Origin of the sequence: Anoxybacillus sp. ST70 (assembly GCF_019553625.1) — a bacterium.
Classification (GTDB): domain Bacteria; phylum Bacillota; class Bacilli; order Bacillales; family Anoxybacillaceae; genus Anoxybacillus; species Anoxybacillus gonensis.
The window spans coordinates 463,646-485,308 of the sequence record NZ_JAHZOF010000002.1 but is presented as its reverse complement, the minus strand read 5'-3'; the positions used below and the strand labels follow the sequence as shown (position 1 = coordinate 485,308).

Sequence of the window (21,663 nt, the reverse complement as noted above, 5' to 3'; positions counted from 1 at the left end):
AATCGCTCCTTTTTTGGTGTAGTTGTTTTTGGTGACTCAATTTTACCATAAAAAGGGCGATTCTTCTATTTTTGGGCAAAAAAGAAAGGGCTAGACCCAAAGCGCATTAGCGTTTTGGGTCAGCCCCCTTTATCTTTCCTCATATAAACGAATTAATTGCTCGGCAGCCATCGTGACAGGCTGTTTTCCTGCCATCACATCTTCTTCAATAGCCGGCAACTGTTGTTGTACAATTGGATGATGAAAAAAGCGGTTGTGTAAGTAATCTTTAATTATCGCATGCAGCCAATCTTTCATCTGTTCTCTTCTTCTTTCCTCAAACACACCCGATTGTTTTGTCGTTTGCACAAATTTTTCGATCACTTCCCAAATTTGTTCGATGCCCTCTCCGTAAAGAGAAGAACATGTATAGGCTTTCGTTTCCCAGCCTTTCGTTGCATGGCGCAAGTAGTGTAAAATTTGATTATATTCTTCTTTCGCTACTTCTGCTTTCTTTTTATTGTCGCCATCTGCTTTATTAATGACGATCGCATCGACGAGTTCCATCATTCCTTTTTTCATTCCTTGCAATTCATCACCAGCGCCCGTTAAAGCGAGCAATAAGAAAAAATCAACCATACCGCGCACCGCCACTTCGCTTTGACCAACACCAACCGTTTCCACAAGAATTATATCATATCCAGCTGCTTCACAAAGCAACATCGTCTCGCGTGTTTTGCGATGCACGCCACCGAGCGTCCCGCCTGATGGGGAGGGGCGAATAAACGCACGCGGATGGCGCGCTAAATGTTCCATGCGCGTTTTATCGCCAAGAATGCTTCCTCCTGTAATTGAACTGCTCGGATCGACAGCTAATACGGCAACACGATGACCTTTCTCACATAAAAATTGTCCAAACGCTTCAATAAACGTACTTTTTCCCGCTCCTGGTACACCGGTAATGCCAATGCGAATGGAGCGCCCGACATATGGAAGAAGTTCATGCAAAATGCGCTGAGCTTTTTCGGTATGTTTTGCTGCATTGCTTTCAATAAGCGTGATTGCTTGCGCTAAAATGGTGCGATCATGATTTAATACACCTGCGACATATTCCTCAACGGAACGTTCTTTTCGTTTTATTGATCGGTTTTCTTTCGCTAAATGGGCACGATCGTTTCCTTTCACATACGACGTTGCAAACATCTTTCCGTCATCAGCCCATTCAGGCCGAGATGTCCGTTCTTCGCTCATTCACTCACTTCCTCGTAACCGAGTCGTCGATAAATTTCATGCAATACTTTTTGTGCTGCTACTGGGATGATTGTACCTGGTCCAAAAATTGCAGCTGCACCATGTTCATATAAAAATTCGTAGTCTTGCGGTGGAATGACTCCACCAACGACAACGATAATATCTTCACGCCCTAATTTCCGCAACTCTTCAACAAGTTGTGGCAACAACGTTTTATGCCCCGCAGCAAGCGAGCTCATGCCAACGACATGTACATCGTTTTCAACCGCTTGCCGAGCCGTTTCTTCTGGTGTTTGAAAGAGCGGACCGATATCGACATCAAACCCTAAATCAGCAAATGCCGTCGCAATCACTTTTGCTCCGCGGTCATGTCCATCTTGTCCCATTTTTGCAATTAAAATGCGTGGCCGTCTTCCTTCTAGTTCGTAAAATTCATCCGTCATTTTTTTGACGCGGGCAATTTCTTCTTCGTTTGTAAACTCTGAACTATATACGCCGCTAACGGAACGAATGACCGCTTTATGCCTGCCTGCTACTTTTTCAATCGCATCAGATATTTCTCCTAACGTCGCCCGAGCGCGCGCTGCCTCTACCGCTAATTCAAGCAAGTTTCCTTCACCTGTTTCTGCTGCTTTCGTAATTGCTTGCAACGTTTGTTGAACGCGTTCTTCATCACGAGAAGCGCGCAACTGTTTTAATTTTTCAATTTGCCGCTCTCTAACGGCCGTATTATCGACTTCTAAAATATCGATCGGTTGTTCTTTTTCTGGACGATATTTATTCACGCCGATAATCGTCTCCGCCCCAGAATCAATTTTTGCTTGCCTTCTTGCCGCAGCTTCTTCGATGCGCATTTTTGGCAAACCTGTTTCAATCGCTTTCGCCATTCCGCCGAGATTTTCGATTTCTTCAATATGAGCCCATGCACGCTTCATTAATTCGTTCGTTAACGTTTCCACATAATACGAACCTGCCCATGGGTCAATGACTTGGCAAATGCCTGTTTCTTCTTGTAAATAAAGCTGCGTATTGCGTGCGATGCGAGCGGAAAAGTCCGTCGGTAATGCAATGGCCTCATCAAGCGCATTGGTATGAAGCGACTGCGTATGTCCCATCGCTGCGGCGTGCGCTTCTAAACATGTGCGCACGACATTATTAAACGGATCCTGTTCAGTTAAGCTCCATCCCGATGTTTGCGAATGCGTGCGAAGGGCGAGCGATTTTTGGTTTTTCGGATGAAACGTCTTCATCATTTTCGCCCAAATGATTCGCGCTGCCCGCATTTTTGCTACTTCCATAAAATAGTTCATCCCAATTGCCCAGAAAAACGATAGACGCGGAGCAAATGAATCAATGTCAATGCCTGCTTTTAGTCCTGTGCGCACATACTCTAATCCATCCGCAAGCGTATAAGCGAGTTCAATATCTGCAGGTGCTCCTGCTTCTTGCATATGGTAACCTGAAATGCTTATGCTGTTGAATTTCGGCATATGTTTTGACGTGTACGCAAAAATGTCTGCGATAATACGCATAGACATTTCTGGTGGATAAATGTACGTATTCCGCACCATATATTCCTTTAAAATGTCATTTTGAATCGTTCCAGAGAGCTGTTCTTGTTTTACTCCTTGTTCTTCAGCCGTCACAATGTAAAACGCCATAATTGGCAATACGGCACCGTTCATCGTCATCGATACGGACATTTGGTCAAGCGGGATGCCATCAAATAACGTTTTCATATCTAACACAGAATCAATGGCTACCCCTGCCTTGCCAACATCTCCGATAACGCGCGGATGGTCGGAGTCATATCCCCGATGTGTTGCAAGATCAAAAGCGACAGACAGCCCTTTTTGCCCCATCGCTAAGTTGCGACGATAAAATGCATTGCTTTCTTCTGCCGTCGAAAAGCCAGCGTATTGCCGAATCGTCCACGGGCGATTGACGTACATCGATGGATATGGTCCACGAACGTATGGTGGAATGCCCGGCATATAGTCAAGAAAATCGAGGTTTGCTATATCTTCTTTCGTATATAGCGGTTTGATCGCAATATGTTCATTTGTTTCGAATACGAGCTCATCGAATGTTGCTCTTACTTTTTGTTCGATCGCTTTTTTCCACGTTTGTTCATCAACTGGCTGTCCATATTGTAACGGTCGATTAGCAAAATTAATTTTCCCCATCCACGTTCACCCCCATATCTTTCATAAATGCGAAAATCGTATCGTAGCAGTTCGAACCGATATGAATGAATCCATTGACGCCCGCTTCCATAAACATTGCTTCAATATGTGATGGCAGCTTTCCTGCGACATATATGCGAACATCGCTTTTTTCTGTCTTTACTTGACGCACAATATGCGGAACGACATCTACATAATCATCATCTGTTCCGCAAATGATATAATGCGTTCCGTTTGTTTCAAGTATGCCGTTAACGGCTTCCTCTATCGTCATATAACCGTCATTTTTTACGACCGTAAATCCTCCTGCTTCAAAAAAGCCTGTCATAAAATCGGCGCGCGTTTTATGTTTTGGAATGGAACCGAGATTCACAAGATGCACAGTTGGACGCTGACCGCTTGTTTCTGCATGGTGTTCTGATGCTTTGCGAAGCTGTTCAAACGGCTCAGATAAGCGCCATTGTCGGATCGGTGCCACGATCGTCATGCTTTCCTTTTCATGTATAACATGTTGAGCGATCGCTCGACGTTTAACAAGCGAAAGCGCCTCTTCCATTGTTTTTACATCGATATACGTATGATTGCTTCCGTAAGAGGTATACGTATGTTTCGGTGCTGACGGCTCAGCAATGTTTGCATATACGTTCGTTCCGACGATCTTTTCTTTTCTTGCTTTCACATGTTGTTCACGTTGTTTTGCTATGTTTTCAATTTCCTTTTGCACAAATCCACATTGAAGCGCTTTTGTCATCCCGCCTTGCGCTTCGACCTGTTGAAATAATTTCCAAGCTTCTTCTGCTAGTTGTGCTGTCAACGTTTCTACATAATACGATCCGCCAGCTGGATCGATCACTTTTCCGATATGGGCTTCTTCTAACAAAATAAGTTGTGTGTTTCTCGCGATGCGCTCTGCAAATTCATCTTCTGTTGCAAACGGTTCGTTAAACGGTGAAACATGAAGGCTGTTTGCTCCACCGACGATCGCAGCAAACGCTTCTGTCGTTGCGCGAAGCATGTTGACGTACGGGTCATATACCGTTTTCGTAAAATACGACGTACGCGCATGAATAGACAGTTTTTGCGTTTGTTCGCTTCCTCCGAACGCTTGCACAATGTTTGACCAAATGAGCCGCGCAGCACGTAGCTTCGCAATTTCCATAAAGAAATGTGAGCCAACTGGGAAAGAAAAATCGATACGGTTGGCTACGTCATCAATCGTCAATCCTCGTTCGAGACATTCATTTATATACTCTACCGCTGAGGCAAAAGCAAAAGCAAGCTGTTGAATCGCATTGCCTCCCCCATTATGATACGGATCGGCATGAACAAGGATTGTTTTCACATGTGGCATATGTGTTTTCGCCCATGTCGTCACATCAGCCATGACATCATATAAAGTAGAAAGCGACATAGGAAGCTTTCCTGTGATCGTCAGTGAATGAAGTGGATCCATTCCGATCGTCCCGCGCATGCGACTAAGCGGCTGTCCACTTTCCTCAATATATGCGACAAAAAGCGGAAGAAACGGAAATGCACATGCCCCTGTATCGATGCGAAGCGAGTAATTTTCTAGAGAAATGTTTGAAAACATCGTTTTTATTTGTTCTATCGTTTGAACAACAAATTTTAGCTTCGGCAATACGACATGAATTTCTGTCTGTCCACGTTCAAGTTGATGTTTCATCAGCTCATTCCATCGTTCAGGTGTCGAAGCCTCGCACTGTTGACTGACTTCCCATCCTTTTTTTATATATCCTTCTACTTCTGTTCCGCGCACATATGAAGGAAAACCTGGATATTGTTCAATAGGCACCCCCTCTAAATCAGCGCGTGTATAAATCGGTTTTAATTGAATTTGCTCGTATGTTGTGGCATATAACCGATCAAACGGTTTTCCTTTTAGCGATTTCTCAACTTCTTGTTTCCATTCGTCATAGCTTGGAATCGGAAACGATATTTGTTTCATTGTGGCACCCCATCCCCCTTTGTTGTTAAAACGCTTTCTTTTCTTATTTTTGAAAATATTCGTTACATTTTTTATTGTAGTACATCGTCGAAAGGAAGAAAAGAGAAATCATTGATATAAGAAGAAGAGGATAACCATTCGTTACCCTCTTCCTCATCATTAGTAAATTGGTGTGTTTTCTTTTGTTACATGCTCCAAAATTTCTTTGACACGCGCTAAAAAGCGACCGCAAATTAAACCATCAAGTACGCGATGATCTAGCGATAAGCAAAGGTTAACCATATCGCGAACAGCAATCATGCCGTCTTTTACAACAGGGCGTTTCACAATCGATTCAACTTGTAAAATCGCTGCTTGCGGGTAGTTAATGATTCCCATCGATTGCACCGAACCGAACGAACCTGTGTTATTGACCGTAAATGTGCCCCCTTGCATATCTTCCGGACGGAGCTTACCTGCGCGCACTTTCGCTGCTAATTCAGCGATTTCACGCGCAATGCCTTTAATCGATTTTTCATCAGCATGTTTAATCACTGGAACGAATAAGGCATCATCTGTTGCTACGGCAATTGAAATGTTAATATCTTTCTTTTGAACAATTTTATCTCCTGCCCACATCGAGTTCATTTGTGGGAATTCTTTTAACGCTTGAGCCACCGCTTTTACAAAAAACGCAAAATACGTTAAGTTAAAGCCTTCGCGCTTTTTAAATTCGTCTTTAATCGAATCGCGATAAGCAACTAAGTTTGTCACATCGACTTCAACCATCGTCCATGCATGCGGTGCTTCATGTTTGCTGCGAAGCATGTTTGTCGCAATTGCTTTACGAACTGGTGTCACTGGAATTTCAATATCGCCCGGTTGAACAGGTACGTTAGGCATAGCGGCTTGTTTTGGTGCTGCCGCAGCAGGAGCTTCCGCTTTTGGTGCTTCTTGCACCGATTGCACAGACGCTTGCGCTTGAACGGGAGCTGTTGGCGCTTGACTTGGCGTTGGGATGTTGCCGGATTCAATCAATTTCAACAAGTCTTTGCGTGTAATGCGTCCGCCCATGCCTGTTCCTTGTACTTGTTCAAGGTCGATGTTGTGCTCTTGGGCAAGGCGAAGAACGGCTGGCGAATAGCGGCCTTTTTCTCCCGCTGGTTTTTTCGGTGCTGCTGCTTGTGCTGGCGCTGCCGGAACTTCCGCTTTTGGTGCTTCTTCTCGTTTCGTTTCCGCCGTTTCTGTGCCTTCTCCTTCGACTTCAATCGTACAAATGACGGCGCCAACTGGCAACGTTTCCCCTTCTTTTGCGATAATTTCTTTAATCACACCAGCAAATGAAGATGGAATTTCCGCATTCACTTTATCTGTCATCACTTCGGCAAGCGGATCGTATTTGTTGACACGAGTGCCAACAGATACGAGCCATTGACTAATCGTTCCTTCTGTTACACTTTCTCCAAGCTGTGGCATCGTAATTTTCTCAATCGCCATCGTGACTCCTCCTTAAAACTGCGCCAATTCGCGCATCGCCTTTTCGACTTTATCTGGGTTGACCATAAAGAATTTTTCCATCGTTGGCGCATATGGCATAGCTGGAACGTCTGGACCAGCTAGTCGCATAATCGGTGCGTCTAAATCGAATAAGCAATGTTCTGCAATAATCGCCGCTACTTCGCTCATGACGCTTCCTTCTTTATTGTCCTCTGTCACAAGCAATACTTTTCCTGTTTTGCTTGCTGCTTCAATGATCGCTTCTTTATCAAGCGGATAGACGGTACGCAAATCTAAAATGTGAGCGGAAATGCCTTCTTGCGCTAATTTTTCAGCAGCTTGCAGAGCAAAATGAACGCATAAGCCGTACGTAATAACTGTAATGTCTTCTCCTTCACGTTTGACATCCGCTTTACCGATCGGAAGCACATAGTCGTCTGTTGGGACTTCCCCTTTAATGAGACGATATGCGCGCTTATGCTCAAAGAACAGCACAGGATCTTCATCACGAATCGCTGCTTTTAATAATCCTTTCACATCGTACGGTGTAGACGGCATGACGATTTTTAATCCCGGTTGATTCGCAAAAATTGCTTCAACAGATTGAGAATGATATAGCGCTCCGTGAACGCCGCCACCATATGGAGCACGAATAACAATCGGACAATTCCAATCGTTATTCGAACGATAGCGAATGCGCGCCGCTTCGGAAATAATTTGGTTGACAGCAGGCATAATAAAATCCGCAAATTGAATTTCAGCAATTGGGCGTAATCCGTACATCGCCGCACCGATCCCGACACCAACGATCGCAGATTCCGCTAACGGCGTATCAATGACTCGCTCTTCCCCAAATTGATCATAAAGCCCTTGCGTCGCTTTAAATACGCCCCCTTTTTTTCCGACATCTTCCCCAAGTACGAATACGCGCGGGTCACGTTCCATTTCTTCGCGAATGGCCATCGTAACGGCATCGATATATGAAATGACAGGCATATTTATTCCTCCTCTGCGTACACGTATTTCAACGCATGTTCTGGTTGTGCATATGGTGCTTTTTCTGCGTAGTCTGTCGCTTCGTTTACTTGTTTCATCACGCGATCAACAATTTCTTTTTCCAGTTCATCCGTTAATACGCCGACTTCTTTTAAGTAGTTCGCAAATAAATAAATTGGATCTTTTGATTTTGCTTCTGCGATTTCTTCTGGCGTACGATATGCACGATCGTCATCGTCCGACGAATGCGCTGTTAAGCGATAAGCAACCGTTTCAATTAACGTTGGTCCTTCACCACGGCGTGCACGATCTGCTGCTTCTTTTACGACGCGATATACTTCAAGCGGATCTGTACCGTCCACTGTATACCCTGGCATGCCATAGCCGATCGCACGATCTGATACTTTTTCGCATGCTAATTGTTTTTCAATTGGAACAGAGATGGCATATTTATTGTTTTCGCACATAAAGATGACCGGAAGCTTATGAACGCCTGCAAAGTTTGCTCCTTCGTGGAAGTCACCTTGGTTCGAAGACCCTTCTCCAAATGTAACGAACGATACGAAATCTTTTTTCTCCATTTTTGCTGCTAACGCAATGCCGACCGCATGCGGCACTTGTGTTGTAACAGGGGAAGAACCGGTGACGATTCGGTTTTTCTTTTTCCCGAAATGCCCTGGCATTTGGCGACCGCCAGAGTTTGGATCTTCCGCTTTCGCAAATGCTGAAAGCATCAATTCTGTCGGTGTCATACCGAACGTTAATACAACACCCATGTCACGATAATAAGGCAAGACGTAGTCTTTCGTGCGATCTAAGGCGAATGCCGCTCCTACTTGCGCCGCTTCTTGTCCTTGGCAAGAGATAACGAATGGAATTTTACCTGCGCGGTTTAACAACCACATCCGCTCGTCAATTTTACGCGCTAACACCATCGTTTCATACATTTGTAAAACGGTTTCATCGCTTAAACCGAGTTGTTTATGACGATTTTCCGCCATCATTCATTCCTCCTTTAAAAATGAATCGCTTTTCCATCAACAGCAAGCGCCGCTTCCATCATCGCTTCTGACAGCGTCGGATGCGGATGAATTGTGTGGGCAATTTCCCAAGGTGTTGCATTGAGCACACGCGCTAATCCAGCTTCGGAAATCATATCCGTTACATGTGGACCAACCATATGCACACCGAGTACATCATCTGTTTTTGCATCGGCGACGATTTTGACAAATCCTTCAGCTTCCCCATACACAAGCGCTTTGCCGATCGCTTTAAACGGAAATTTTCCGACTTTCACGTCATATCCTTTTGTTTTCGCTTCTTCTTCTGTTAAACCAACGCTTGCCGCTTCAGGACGACTGTAAATACATTTTGGCACCATCGTATAATCGAGTGGATGAACAGTATTTCCAGCAAGATGTTCAATCGCGATGATTCCTTCATGTGAAGCGACATGGGCAAGTTGCAAACCACCGATCACATCGCCAATCGCATAAATATGTTTTTCTTTCGTTTGATAATACTCGTTTGTTTGAATAAATCCTTTTTCAATAACAATATCGGTATTTTCTAATCCGATTCCTTCAACGTTTGCTTGACGTCCGACAGAAACGAGCATTTTTTCAGCTGTAAACGTTTCGTTTTGTCCATGAATCTCTGCTTGAATGCGTACACCATTTTCAACAACGAGCGTGTCAGGCAATACTTTTGCCTTCGTAACGATGCGTACGCCACGTTGTTTTAATATTTTTTCGATTTCTTTTGATACGTCGCGATCTTCCGTTGGTAAAATGCGATCGGCATATTCAACGACCGTGACATCTACACCAAAATCGTTTAACATCGATGCCCATTCAATTCCGATGACTCCGCCACCGACGATGATAATGGAAGCTGGCAACGTTTCCATGCGCAACGCTTCATCTGACGTCATAACGAATTGTCCATCAATCGTTAACCCCGGTAACGTGCGTGGACGAGATCCAGTTGCAATGACGACGTATTTTGGTACGAGCATTTCATTTTCCGTTCCATCATTCATCTCAACAGAAATCGTTCCAGGCATCGGTGAAAAAATGGATGGTCCTAGAATGCGTCCCGTTCCTTCATATACATCGATTTTTCCTTTTTTCATTAACATGTGGATCCCTTTATGCAGTTGATCAATAATCGCTTGTTTGCGCGCTTGTACTTGAGCAAAATCTAAACGCACTTCCCTAGCAAACACGCCAAACGCTTCGCTTTGTTTCGTTTGAGCATACACTTCTGCACTGCGCAATAACGCTTTGCTCGGGATACATCCTGCATGCAAACACGTTCCCCCAAGCTTTCCTTTTTCAACAACCGCTGTTTTTAAACCGAGTTGGGCCGCACGAATGGCGGCAACATATCCGCCCGTTCCACCGCCAAGTATCACGACATCGTACTCTTTAGCCATCGTTTCATCCCCTTAAACTGTTGTTTTGACCGCTTGTGGATATTGTTTCGCTTCTTCTTCTCCACGCAACACGCGAAGGGCCCCTTCAGCAAGTGCTTGCAATTCATTTTCCCCTGGTTGCACGATGACATCGGCAATCCATTGTACCCGATCAGCAATTTCTTTCACAAACTGTTTTCCGTATGCTAAACCACCCGTTAAAATGATAGCGTCGACTTTCCCAGCTAACACTGCACTTGCAGCTCCAATTTCTTTCGCTACTTGATATGCCATCGCGCTATAAACGAGTTTCGCTTTTTCATCGCCGTTTTCAATCATTTTTTCAACTTTCACCGCATCATTCGTCCCTAAATACCCAACAAGACCTCCTCCCCCAACGAGCATGCGCATCACTTCTTCGCGATAATACTCACCAGAGAAACAAAGGGAGACGAGATCGCCAGCTGGAACAGTCCCAGCACGTTCTGGGCTAAACGGACCTTCCCCGTCCAATCCGTTATTGACATCGATGACGCGCCCACATTTATGCGCGCCAACGGTAATTCCACCGCCCATATGTGCAACGATGAAATTGACTTCTTCATACGCTTTTCCCATCTGTTTGGCGACGCGACGAGCGACCGCTTTTTGATTTAATGCATGGAAAATGCTGCGACGCTCGATTAACGAAAAACCGGAAATGCGAGCGATCGGGTCCAGTTCATCTACAACGACTGGGTCGACAATAAATGCTGGGATATTTAATGCGGACGCAATTTCGTGAGCCAAAATGCCTCCGAGATTTGACGCGTGCTGACCAGAGTATCCACGCCTTAAATCTTGCAACATCACTTCATTGACAGCATACGTGCCGCCTTCGATCGGACGAAGTAAGCCTCCGCGTCCGCATACGGCATCGAGCTTTGAAATATTTATCCCTTCATGATCCAGCGTTTCTAAAATCGTTTGTTTACGAAATTCATATTGGTCAATGATTTTTTTATACGCTCGTAACGCCTCTGTATCATGACGAATCGTTTTTTCAAAAATGGAGCGTTCATTATGAAAAACGCCAATTTTTGTTGACGTCGATCCCGGATTAATGACTAAGATGCGAAATGAATGTTCCTGCAATGTTTGCCCCTCCATTTTTTATCATCGACAAAGCGAGAACGAACGTCCTCGCTTTGTTATGTTTAGCGTGTGCGGCGACGGCTTAAAATGTGTTGACCGTTTTGTAAAAATTGGCTGCGTGATTGACGCATTTTTGCAATGCGCTCTTCAGCTAAACGGTCTGCTGCTTGGTATGTCGGAATGCCGTCACGCTTCGCAATTTCGATGACTTTTTCAATATTGTTATAAATTTGTTCAACTTTTTTCATCGCGCGTTCGCGGTTATATCCGTATAGCTCATCCGCTACGTTAATGACACCGCCCGCGTTAATCACATAGTCTGGCGCATAAACGATACCCATTTCATGAATGATGTCGCCATGTCTTGCTTCGCGCAATTGGTTGTTCGCAGCGCCCGCAATGACTTTCGCTTTTAATTGAGGAATCGTTTGATCGTTAATCACACCACCAAGGGCACACGGAGCGAAAATATCGCAGTCTACGCTGTAAATATCGTTCGGGTCAACGGCTTGTGCGCCAAACTCTTCAACAACGCGTTGCACCGCTTCTTTATTAATGTCTGTAACGATCAGCTTCGCCCCTTCTTCATGAAGATGACGGCATAAATTATAAGCGACGTTACCGACTCCTTGTACCGCGATCACTTTTCCTTCAAGTGAATCGCTACCAAAAGCCTCTTTCGCTGCTGCTTTCATTCCACGATAAACGCCGTACGCAGTAACCGGAGAAGGATTTCCAGATGAACCGAACGCTGGTGAAATCCCTGTCACATAGTCTGTTTCTTCATAAATAATATCCATATCAGCAACTGTTGTACCAACATCCTCCGCTGTAATATAGCGACCGTTTAACCCTTGAATGAAGCGACCGAACGCACGGAACATCGCTTCGTTTTTATCTTTCCGTGGATCCCCAATGATGACCGCTTTTCCACCGCCAAGATTTAATCCAGCTGCTGCGTTTTTATACGTCATCCCACGTGCTAAACGGAGCGCATCTTCAATCGCTGCATCTTCTGACTCATACATCCACATGCGCGTGCCACCTAATGCTGGTCCAAGCGTTGTATCATGAATAGCGATAATCGCTTTCAATCCTGATTCTTTATCTTGACAAAATACTAATTGCTCATAGTCGTATTGCTCCATATATTTGAAAATCTCCATCTTTCGTTCCCCCTTGTTATTTGTTCGTTGCACAAATAGCTAATGCTAATGAATACAATTTACTTTCTGCTGAATCTGCGCGCGATGTTAACACAATTGGTGCTTTCGCGCCAGCAATGATCGCTCCTACTTGCGCGCGGGCAAAATAAACGAGCGATTTATATAGCACATTTCCTGTTTCGATGTTCGGTACAACTAAAATATCAGCATGTCCTGCCACCGAACTTTGAATGCCTTTATGCTGGGCAGATTCAACGGAAATAGCATTATCTAAAGCGAGCGGGCCATCGACGATGCAATCTTTTAGCTGTCCGCGTTGATTCATAAGCGATAACGCTGCTGCATCAATCGTAGCTGACATCGCTGGATTCACAACTTCAACAGCAGCGAGCGGCGCAACTTTCGGTGTATGAATGCCAATCGCTTTCGCCACTTGTACCGCGTTCATAATGATTTCTGTTTTTTGTTGCAAATCAGGCGCAATGTTCATCGCTGCATCTGTGACGAGAATCGGCCGTTCGTAATGTGGCACTTGAAACAAGGCAACATGTGACAAAACTCGGCCTGTGCGAAGTCCATATTCTTTATTGAGCACCGCTTTTAAAATCGTTGCTGTCGGTACGTTCCCTTTCATTAAGACGCTTGCTTCTTTTCCATGTACCGCTTTAACGGCCATGTGAGCTGCTTCTTCTTTTGTCGAAGCGTGAACGATGCGAATAGCATCGCGATTTTCGTCCTGAACATATTCGGGAACAAGACACGATAAAACGGATTCATCGCCATATAAAATAAATCGCCCGAATCCTGCTTGTAACGCTTGTGCGACTGCTTTTAACACCTCTTCGTCTTCAGCTGCCGCAACAGCTACGGTTGCTTCAGGAAATTGGGTTGCTTTGGTGATTAACGATTGTAGCTTCATCTCATCTGCTCAACCCCTTTGTTTTTTCGTCACTTTTTATTCTTGCAAAAAGCATGCCAACTTTTTTGTTATTGAAAACGCTTTATTTTATTTCTTTTTCATTGCAACTTTTTGCACACTATGAACATTATTGCATGCTTTTTTTATCAAGTCCATACTTTTCAAGCTTATAGTATAAATTCCGAATCGAAATGCCTAGTTGTTTGGCAGCTGCGGTTTTATTTCCTTGGCACGCTTGCAAAACGTTCTCAATGACTTTCGCTTCGTATTGCTCCACGAGCTCGTTTAGCGGTTTATGCGCATAAGACCATTCATGGGACGAAAGATGTTCTGGCTCTTTCGATTTGTGCAACAATGAAATATGCTTTCGTTCAATGATCACCTCATTATATTTCATAAAAATCATCGCGCGTCCTAATACGTTTTCTAGTTCACGTACATTTCCCGGCCAATCGTACGACAGTAAATAAACAAGGGCATCATCCGTAATTCCCTCCACGTTGCGCCCGTAATCTTGATTTAGTTTTTGTATAAGCCGTTCACATAACGCAGGAATATCTTGCTTTCGTGCACGCAACGGAGGAATGTAAATCGGCATGCGATTGAGCCGATAATATAAGTCTTCACGAAATGTCCCTTCGGCAATCGCTTTTTCAAGGTGCACATTCGTTGCGGCAATGACGCGCACATTAATGGGAATGGGCTTCGTGCCACCGACGCGCACAATTTCTTTTTCTTGTAACACACGCAACAATTTTGCTTGCATATTGGCGGATAACTCGCCAATCTCATCTAAAAAAATGCTTCCGTTGTTCGCTTCCTCAAACAACCCTTTTTTCCCTCCGCGTCTTGCGCCCGAGAATGCCCCTTCCTCGTAGCCGAACAATTCGCTTTCAAGCAACGATTCGGAAATGGCAGCGCAGTTTACACGAACAAATTTATGATATTTGCGATCACTAGCATTATGAATGGCGTGGGCAAACAGTTCTTTTCCTGTTCCCGACTCCCCGCGAAGCAAAATCGTTGCAGGTGTTTTTGCCGCTAATTTCGCTTGTTCAATCGCTAACATCATCTCTTCCGATGTACCGACAATATCATCAAAGGAATATTTCGCCTCTAACGTACGAATAATTTGTCGGGCACGTTGCAACTCAGAAGTCAACTGTTCAATTTCTGATACATCATGAATGACACCAACACTTCCTTTTAACATGCCATCGACGATAATTGGCGCAACATTGACAACGACATCACGCTTTTTCGGACCGACTTTCATGCGCACTCCCCTAACCGGTCGCCGCGTTTTCAACACTTTCATATGCATGCTTTCTCCTTCAGAAATGTCCGCTGTCGCCGGTTTTCCGATCACTTCTTCTTCTGATAAACCCGTTAACTTTGTATATGCAGGATTAATTAAAATGCCGTTACCGTATTCATCAACAACAGAAATCGCTTCCTCTGAAGAGTGAATAATCGCTTCTAACATCGTGCGAATTTCTTTTAAATTCGTTACTTCTTCTGCTAAATGGACAACTTCTGTAATATCTTTAAACACGGCAAAAGCACCGAATAATTTTCCATTTTCATCAATAAGCGGAATGCGTGTCGTAATCATTTTTTTTCCGTTTTCTAATATTAATTCTTGGTTCAACTCCACTTCTCTCGTTTGTAATACACGCGGCAATCCGCTAGCTGGAATAACACGCAAAATATGCGTCCCAATGACTTCTTTTTTTCTTTTTCCAATCATTTTTTCTGCGCTCGGATTCATATGTGTTACAAAACCGCGTTCGTCAATGACAATCATTCCGTCGTGCGTAGAATGAAAAATTAAATCGTGTTTCGTCGTTGCTGTTTTTAACGTAGCAATGAGTTGCTCTTTTTCTTCCACTAGTTGTGCAATAATGTAAGCGATATCCCCAGGAATAACGACCGTATGCCCCGCACTTGCTTTACGCAACGCAGCAAACACTTCGTCATCTCCTGTGACCTCGACGATAATATCAAGATCATCTGTTAACACATCACGCCAATGTTTGCTCGTTTTGATCCCCATGTCGCGTGCAGCTTTTATCCCAGGGGCATCTTCGTTTCGATCCACAATCGCCACGACATCCATCAATTTCGTTTCATGAAACATTTTTAATAATGCACTTCCACCTTTGCCTGCCCCAACAATTAATACTTTTTTCATTCCCATCACCTATTCGTTTGCAATTTTTTGCAGACGCTTTCATCATACATTGTTTTTCTCTTCTTGACAAACAAACAAAAACATTTATGATGAAAACAGAACAAATGGAAAGGGTTTTGTTTTATGCAGCGAATGATCGCCCTACTCATTTTACTTATTCCAGGATTTATCGCAGCGCTAGGGATTAAATGGATGCGCGATACCGTATTTGGCATTTTACACGCACCGATCCCTTCACTTGTCATTCAATTTTTGCTCGGTTTATTTTGTTTTATCATCGGACTCGGCTTTATTGCAGGGTTTATTTTGCACCGCGATCGAAAACGAAACAAAGTGCAACCACGTTTTCAAAAAAAGAAACGCTTCGATTCAGAGTGATCGAAGCGTTTTTTCGCGTACGTTTTTTGCTTTTTCGGGGAAATCTGTAAATATCCCATCCACTTCATATTGAAACATCGTTTTCATCTGCTCTTCTTTATTAATTGTAAAAGGACGAATGAGCAATTGATTCGCGTGAGCTGCTTCAACAAACAATCGGTCCACAGTGTGACGATACGGATGAAGCGCCAAAGCGTGCAAAGTATGGGCATACTCCCACGGCTGATGCAATTTTTCCATATATAGTAGCGCTGTTTCAATATGAGGAGCTAATTGATGACACGTTGCCATACTTTCATGGTTAAACGATGAAAAAATGACGCGCGATGCTAAGCGATATTGCTCGACAAGTTCAATTGTTTTTTCTTCTAGTCGTTCGTAAGGCACAAGATTGTTTTTTAATTCTATATTAATAAGCAACGACGTGTGCTGTGCCCATTCAAGCACTTCTTGTAACGATGGAATGGGACAAAATCCGTATTGTTTAAATTTATAGTTGGCATTTAATTTCCGCAATTGCCGATACGTCATTTGTCCGACCCATCCCGTTCCATCTGTCGTCCGATTGACTGTTTCATCATGAATGACGACGACGACTCCGTCTCTTGAAAGTTGTACATCAAGTTCAATCCCATCCGCATGAACACGTGCTGCTTCTATAAACGAGGCCATTGTATTCTCTGGATGCGTCCCGGCCGAACCGCGATGAGCAAAAATATGTGTCATTCTTTTCCCACCTTTAAAAACGTTTTATACTTAACATATGAAAGGAGTGAAACTCATGCGACCGTTACAAATTTCGTTAGAAACAGCGCAAAAGCTTGCAAAAGCATTGCAGGTGCCACTAGAACAAATTATGCACATGCCTCAGCACATATTAATCCAAAAATTGCTTGAAGTCGAAAAAAATGAACAACAAAAAAGGTAGTCCGGCCGACTACCTTTTTAACTTGCTTTATGTTCAAGTCTTAACCGATCCGCAACCATCGCAATAAATTCTGAGTTTGTCGGTTTCGCTTTTGACATACTGACCGTATGGCCGAACAAAGAAGAAATGGATTCTAAGTTTCCGCGGCTCCATGCCACTTCAATCGCATGACGAATCGCTCGCTCTACGCGACTAGCTGTCGTATTATATTTTTTCGCAATGTCTGGATAAAGAACTTTTGTAATCGATCCGAGCAACTCGACGTCGTTATACACCATCGCAATCGCTTCGCGTAAATATAAATATCCTTTAATATGGGCTGGGACACCAATTTCGTGAATGATGTTTGTAATGCTCGCATCTAAATTTTTCGGCTTGCCGTCGCGAATTGGCGAAAGAAGCGGTCGTTTGAATACGGCTGGTTTTTTGCCACATACTTGACGAATTTGATTCACTAAATGTTCGATGTCAAACGGCTTTAAAATAAAGTAGGAAGCGCCGAGTTCAACTGCTTTTTTCGTTACGTCTTCTTGTCCAAACGCCGTTAACATAATCACGTTGGGCAATGGCTGTTTCATCATACGCAACTTTTCTAGCACAGCTAAACCGTCTAAATGTGGCATAATAATGTCGAGAACAAGAACATCTGGGTCGCGATCGCGCAACAATTGCAAACAATCTTGCCCGTTATATGCAACGCCAATGACTTCCATATCCCCTTGGGTTGTAATATATTCTTCAAGCAAATGCACTAATTCTCGGTTATCATCTACAATGCAAACTTTTATTGTACTCACGAAATCTTCCTCCCTAAAGCAATGATCTTTTGTCACATACGTGCTTAATTCGACGCAATGGACAAAAATCCTTTTTTCTTTGCAAAATTAGTCAAATAATTTATATTTTTCATAAAACATATGTGCACGTTTTTTCTTTCATTTTACACTACATGTTTACGTCGTGTCATGATAAAATATGACAAATTGCGTGAAAAAACAAAAAGCAAGCCAATATTAGCTCGCTTTTTGTTCGCTTTTATCATAAATGTTAATGCCAGCTTCGTGCAACATCCATTCAATGTGCACACCGTACCCAGACGTCGGATCGTTGACAAATACATGCGTCACAGCACCAACAAGTTTTCCATCTTGAATAATCGGACTTCCGCTCATCCCTTGAACGATGCCACCTGTTTTTTCTAACAAACGTGGATCCGTCACTTTAATGACCATTCCTTTTGTTGCAGGGAATTTTTGCGGAGTGACACTCACGATTTCAACATCAAACGCCTCGACACGATCTTGTTCAACGACGGTTAATATTTTCGCCGGCCCTTTTTTCACATCTGTCGATAAAGCAATCGGCATCGGTTTATCAAAAATACCGTTTTGAATCGGCTGTGAAAGCTTACCGAAAATACCGAACGGACTGTTTGTTTTAATGTCACCAATCACTTGCTTATCGCTTGAAAATCTCGCTAATTTTTCGCCTGGACTTCCATTTCTTCCTTTATCAATGGCCGTTACCGTCGATTTAACGATCGTTCCATCACGAACGACGATCGGCTTTCTCGTATCCATATCAGAAATGACATGTCCGAGTGCCCCGTATATATTTGATTTCGGATCAAAAAACGTCATCGTTCCAATTCCTGCTGCTGAATCGCGAATGTATAATCCGATGCGATACGCTTGATCATGTTTATCTTTTAATGGAGTCAAGGTCGTTTCAAACGTATGACGATCACGTGCAACAGTGAGTCGTAAAGGTTTGCCTGTTTTCCCCGCTTCTTCAATAAACGGAGAGACATCTGTCATCTTTTCGATTTTTTTTCCATTGATATGTGTAATGGAGTCTCCGACTTGAATGCCAGCCGTTTCACCAGGGGATTGTTTTCCTTGTTCCGTCTCCACTAAATGATGGCCGACGACAAGAACTCCAACTGTATTTAATTTCACACCAATCGATTGACCGCCAGGAACGACTTTAAAATCGGGTAATACTTTTACGTTGACTTGCTTAATCGGAAATCCTGCCATTTGTAAAATGACATCGCTTTCTCCGACATGTTCTCCGCTAATCGCTAACTTTTCTTTTTGATGGACAGAAACAGCGTTTGTCGTTATCGTTTGAACAGAACCAAATACAGGTACATGCGCCGTTTGTCCTTGAAATAACACAAGTTGTTTCGGAATGTTTACATATTTTTGAAATGGTGTTGCCATACTTAGAACGATAAAAGAAACAAGGAGAAATGCACCTATTCCTTTTCTTAATTTGTCAAAATCCAAAGTCTTCACTCTCCTCGTTCCTACGTACACACCGAATCCTACACTATTTAATGTTGCCTGAAACAAATGAAATATAACCGAATAAAACGAAAAAACAATGCCAATGTTGGTATTCATACTGTTTCATTTTTGATTTTTTCCGCTAATTGTAACAACTCACGCGCATGCTGTTTCGTCAGTTCTGTAATTTCCACCCCAGAAATCATCCGACTTATTTCGTTAATTTTTTCTTCTTCATTTAACGCCTCGACAGTTGTTTTCGTCCGTCCATCGATCGTTTCTTTTGCGATAAATAAATGCGTATCTGCCATCGCTGCAACTTGTGGCAAGTGCGAAATACATAATACTTGAGAATGACGTGCGACGCGATAAATTTTTTCTGCAATGGCTTGAGCGACGCGCCCACTTACTCCTGTATCTACTTCATCAAAAATAATGGACGTCACACCTTGATGTTTAGAAAAAATACTTTTCAAAGCAAGCATCATGCGCGATAACTCCCCGCCCGATGCGACTTTGGCAAGCGGCTTTAACGGTTCCCCGGGGTTTGTCGAAATGTAAAACTCAACTTCATCCATTCCGTTTGCCTGCAACTTGACAGGTGTTCCATCGAGCAGCGGATCATCGTACGATCCTTGACGTTTTCGAAAAACGACATCAAACGTCGTTTTTTCCATGTATAAATCTTTTAGCTCTTGATGAATGTCATCGATGAGTTGTTTCGCATATTGCATACGCAATTCGCTAATATGTTTCGCTTCAACGAGCAAATCAGCCGTAATCGATTGGAGCTCAGTCTGTAATTTATGAATATGGTCATCGCGATGTTGAATCGTTTCGATTTCTTCTTCCACTTTTGCAGCGTACTCTAAAATGTCGCGCACCGTTTGACCGTATTTTCGTTTTAAATGATTAATTTCATTTAAGCGACTTTCAATTTCGTCCAGCCGAAGCGGATCGTATTCTAATTGATCTAACTGTTCACGTAGTTGGTGAGCGACTTCTTCTAACAAGTAATAGCAATTCGATACGACTTCTTGAGCTTGTTTCACTGAGGCATCGATATCGCTCACATGGTCTAAATGGTTCATCGCTAATCCAATCCAATCTAGTCCACGTTGCTCTCCATAAAGCGCCTCATAACTGCTTTGTAACGCCTCGTATATTTTTTGGAAGTTAACGATTTTTCGGCGTTCTTCCATCAGCCGTTCATCTTCATCTATTTGCAAATCTGCTTTTTGAATTTCATCTAACTGAAATGTTAACAAATCTAATCGATGTGCCATTTGTTGCTCATTTTCATTTAATTTTTGCAGTTGACGCTTCACTCGTTCATATGTAGCATATAACGCTCCATATTCTTCTAACGCGTCACGAATATGCTCGCCTCCATATTCGTCTAATAAGTGTAAATGTTTACTTTCATCGAGCAACTCTTGATGCTCATGTTGCCCATGAATATCCACGAGCGTTGAACCAATTTCGCGCAACGTCGCAATCGTTACTAATTTTCCATTTACCCGACAAACGCTTTTTCCGTTTACTGTTAGCTCCCGTCGAAGCACAATCATGCCGTCGCTTATATCGATGCCGAGTTCCGCGCATTTGCTGTAACACGGATGGTCATCTTGTTCAAGCAAAAATAATCCTTCAATTTCCGCTTTTGTTTCCCCGTATCGAACAAACTCTGCGGAACCTCGTCCGCCAATTAATAAGTGAATGGCATCAATAATAATGGATTTTCCCGCTCCCGTTTCTCCTGTTAAAACCGTTAATCCTTTTTCAAATGAAAGCGAGAGCGATTCAATAATCGCAAAATTTTTAATGGATAACTCTGCTAACATGTCACATTCACACCTTTATTACAGCATGTCCAACAATCGTTTAGAAATGACTTCTGTATCTTCTGGCGTGCGGCAAATAATTAAACACGTATCATCGCCACAAATCGTTCCAACAATTTCATCCCACTCTAAATGATCAAGAAGCACACCAATGGCATGCGCATTGCCCGGCAACGTCTTCATGACAAGCAAATGACCAGCCCCATCAATTTTCACAAACGCATCCATGAGCGCTCGCTTTAATTTTTGCAATGGATTAAATCGTTGATCAGCAGGGAGGCTATATTTATATCTCCCATCCATCATTGGGACTTTCACTAAATGAAGTTCTTTAATGTCGCGAGACACGGTGGCTTGTGTCACGTTAAAGCCTTCTTTGCGCAACATATCCACAAGTTCATCTTGTGTTTCAATCTCATGATTTGAAATAATTTCACGAATTTTAATATGACGTTGTCCTTTATTCAACGAAAACACCTCTTTCGTGTGTATAACATATGCATATTTATACTTCTATGTTACCGAACGATAGATGGGCA

18 protein-coding genes are annotated in these 21,663 nt (G+C 43.2%); 2 read left to right on the top strand and 16 right to left on the bottom strand.

Going from position 1 to position 21,663, the window contains the following annotated elements; all coding sequences use genetic code 11:
* Nucleotides 1-129 precede the first annotated feature (129 nt).
* From meaB to K1I43_RS05595, 11 genes are all read right to left on the bottom strand, one after another.
* Nucleotides 130-1,230, bottom strand: a complete 1,101-nt coding sequence (gene meaB / locus K1I43_RS05645; protein ID WP_019416970.1) for a methylmalonyl Co-A mutase-associated GTPase MeaB — start codon at nucleotides 1,228-1,230, stop codon at nucleotides 130-132.
* Nucleotides 1,227-3,416 carry a methylmalonyl-CoA mutase gene (gene scpA, locus K1I43_RS05640; RefSeq protein ID WP_019416969.1) on the bottom strand — a complete coding sequence of 730 codons (2,190 nt, stop codon included), beginning with the start codon at nucleotides 3,414-3,416 and terminating at the stop codon, nucleotides 1,227-1,229. The genes meaB and scpA overlap by 4 nt, the downstream gene beginning before the upstream one ends.
* Nucleotides 3,403-5,382: a methylmalonyl-CoA mutase family protein gene (locus K1I43_RS05635; RefSeq protein ID WP_019416968.1), complete on the bottom strand. Its 1,980-nt coding sequence runs from the start codon at nucleotides 5,380-5,382 to the stop codon at nucleotides 3,403-3,405. Before K1I43_RS05635 ends, scpA begins: the two co-directional genes overlap by 14 nt.
* A 159-nt stretch (nucleotides 5,383-5,541) precedes the next feature.
* Nucleotides 5,542-6,858 carry a dihydrolipoamide acetyltransferase family protein gene (locus K1I43_RS05630; protein WP_019416967.1) on the bottom strand — a complete coding sequence of 439 codons (1,317 nt, stop codon included), beginning with the start codon at nucleotides 6,856-6,858 and terminating at the stop codon, nucleotides 5,542-5,544.
* Nucleotides 6,859-6,870: 12 nt separating this feature from the next.
* Nucleotides 6,871-7,854, bottom strand: coding sequence for an alpha-ketoacid dehydrogenase subunit beta (locus K1I43_RS05625; protein ID WP_003394199.1), 984 nt, complete (start codon nucleotides 7,852-7,854; stop codon nucleotides 6,871-6,873).
* 2 nt (nucleotides 7,855-7,856) lie between these two features.
* Nucleotides 7,857-8,855 carry a thiamine pyrophosphate-dependent dehydrogenase E1 component subunit alpha gene (locus K1I43_RS05620; RefSeq protein ID WP_009373856.1) on the bottom strand — a complete coding sequence of 333 codons (999 nt, stop codon included), beginning with the start codon at nucleotides 8,853-8,855 and terminating at the stop codon, nucleotides 7,857-7,859.
* A gap of 14 nt (nucleotides 8,856-8,869) precedes the next feature.
* A complete protein-coding gene (lpdA, locus tag K1I43_RS05615) occupies nucleotides 8,870-10,291 on the bottom strand; it encodes a dihydrolipoyl dehydrogenase (RefSeq protein WP_009373857.1) in 1,422 nt (473 codons plus the stop codon).
* Between the two features lie 12 nt (nucleotides 10,292-10,303).
* The gene (buk, locus tag K1I43_RS05610; RefSeq protein ID WP_009373858.1) at nucleotides 10,304-11,404 is read right to left on the bottom strand and encodes a butyrate kinase; all 1,101 of its coding nucleotides are present in this window, start codon (nucleotides 11,402-11,404) and stop codon (nucleotides 10,304-10,306) included.
* Between the two features lie 62 nt (nucleotides 11,405-11,466).
* A complete protein-coding gene (gene bcd, locus K1I43_RS05605; protein WP_009373861.1) occupies nucleotides 11,467-12,570 on the bottom strand; it encodes a branched-chain amino acid dehydrogenase in 1,104 nt (367 codons plus the stop codon).
* 16 nt (nucleotides 12,571-12,586) lie between these two features.
* Nucleotides 12,587-13,489, bottom strand: coding sequence for a phosphate butyryltransferase (gene yqiS / locus K1I43_RS05600; protein WP_019416964.1), 903 nt, complete (start codon nucleotides 13,487-13,489; stop codon nucleotides 12,587-12,589).
* Nucleotides 13,490-13,616: 127 nt separating this feature from the next.
* Nucleotides 13,617-15,683 (bottom strand): sigma 54-interacting transcriptional regulator, encoded by a 2,067-nt coding sequence (locus tag K1I43_RS05595; protein WP_026011551.1) that lies wholly within the window; start codon nucleotides 15,681-15,683, stop codon nucleotides 13,617-13,619.
* Between the two features lie 123 nt (nucleotides 15,684-15,806).
* Here K1I43_RS05595 and K1I43_RS05590 point away from each other — a divergent pair, with 123 nt between their 5' ends.
* Nucleotides 15,807-16,061 (top strand): DUF2627 domain-containing protein, encoded by a 255-nt coding sequence (locus K1I43_RS05590; protein WP_009373867.1) that lies wholly within the window; start codon nucleotides 15,807-15,809, stop codon nucleotides 16,059-16,061.
* Here K1I43_RS05590 and K1I43_RS05585 read toward each other — a convergent pair.
* Nucleotides 16,053-16,787, bottom strand: a complete 735-nt coding sequence (locus K1I43_RS05585; RefSeq protein ID WP_019416962.1) for a glycerophosphodiester phosphodiesterase — start codon at nucleotides 16,785-16,787, stop codon at nucleotides 16,053-16,055. The two genes, K1I43_RS05590 and K1I43_RS05585, sit on opposite strands and share 9 nt — an antisense overlap.
* 55 nt (nucleotides 16,788-16,842) lie before the next feature.
* On the opposite strand from K1I43_RS05585, the gene K1I43_RS05580 reads away from it, so the two are divergent.
* Nucleotides 16,843-16,989, top strand: coding sequence for a YycC family protein (locus tag K1I43_RS05580; protein WP_009373869.1), 147 nt, complete (start codon nucleotides 16,843-16,845; stop codon nucleotides 16,987-16,989).
* A gap of 17 nt (nucleotides 16,990-17,006) precedes the next feature.
* Here the strand turns inward: K1I43_RS05580 and spo0A are convergent, their stop codons facing one another.
* The 4 genes from spo0A to ahrC form a co-directional block, all read right to left on the bottom strand.
* A complete protein-coding gene (gene spo0A / locus K1I43_RS05575) occupies nucleotides 17,007-17,786 on the bottom strand; it encodes a sporulation transcription factor Spo0A (RefSeq protein WP_019416960.1) in 780 nt (259 codons plus the stop codon).
* A gap of 216 nt (nucleotides 17,787-18,002) precedes the next feature.
* A complete protein-coding gene (spoIVB, locus tag K1I43_RS05570) occupies nucleotides 18,003-19,280 on the bottom strand; it encodes a SpoIVB peptidase (protein WP_020424511.1) in 1,278 nt (425 codons plus the stop codon).
* Nucleotides 19,281-19,393: 113 nt separating this feature from the next.
* Entirely contained in the window at nucleotides 19,394-21,124 is a 1,731-nt protein-coding gene (gene recN / locus K1I43_RS05565; protein WP_009373872.1) for a DNA repair protein RecN, read from the bottom strand.
* An 18-nt stretch (nucleotides 21,125-21,142) separates the two neighbouring features.
* Nucleotides 21,143-21,592 (bottom strand): transcriptional regulator AhrC/ArgR, encoded by a 450-nt coding sequence (gene ahrC / locus K1I43_RS05560; protein ID WP_021095256.1) that lies wholly within the window; start codon nucleotides 21,590-21,592, stop codon nucleotides 21,143-21,145.
* Nucleotides 21,593-21,663 lie beyond the last annotated feature (71 nt).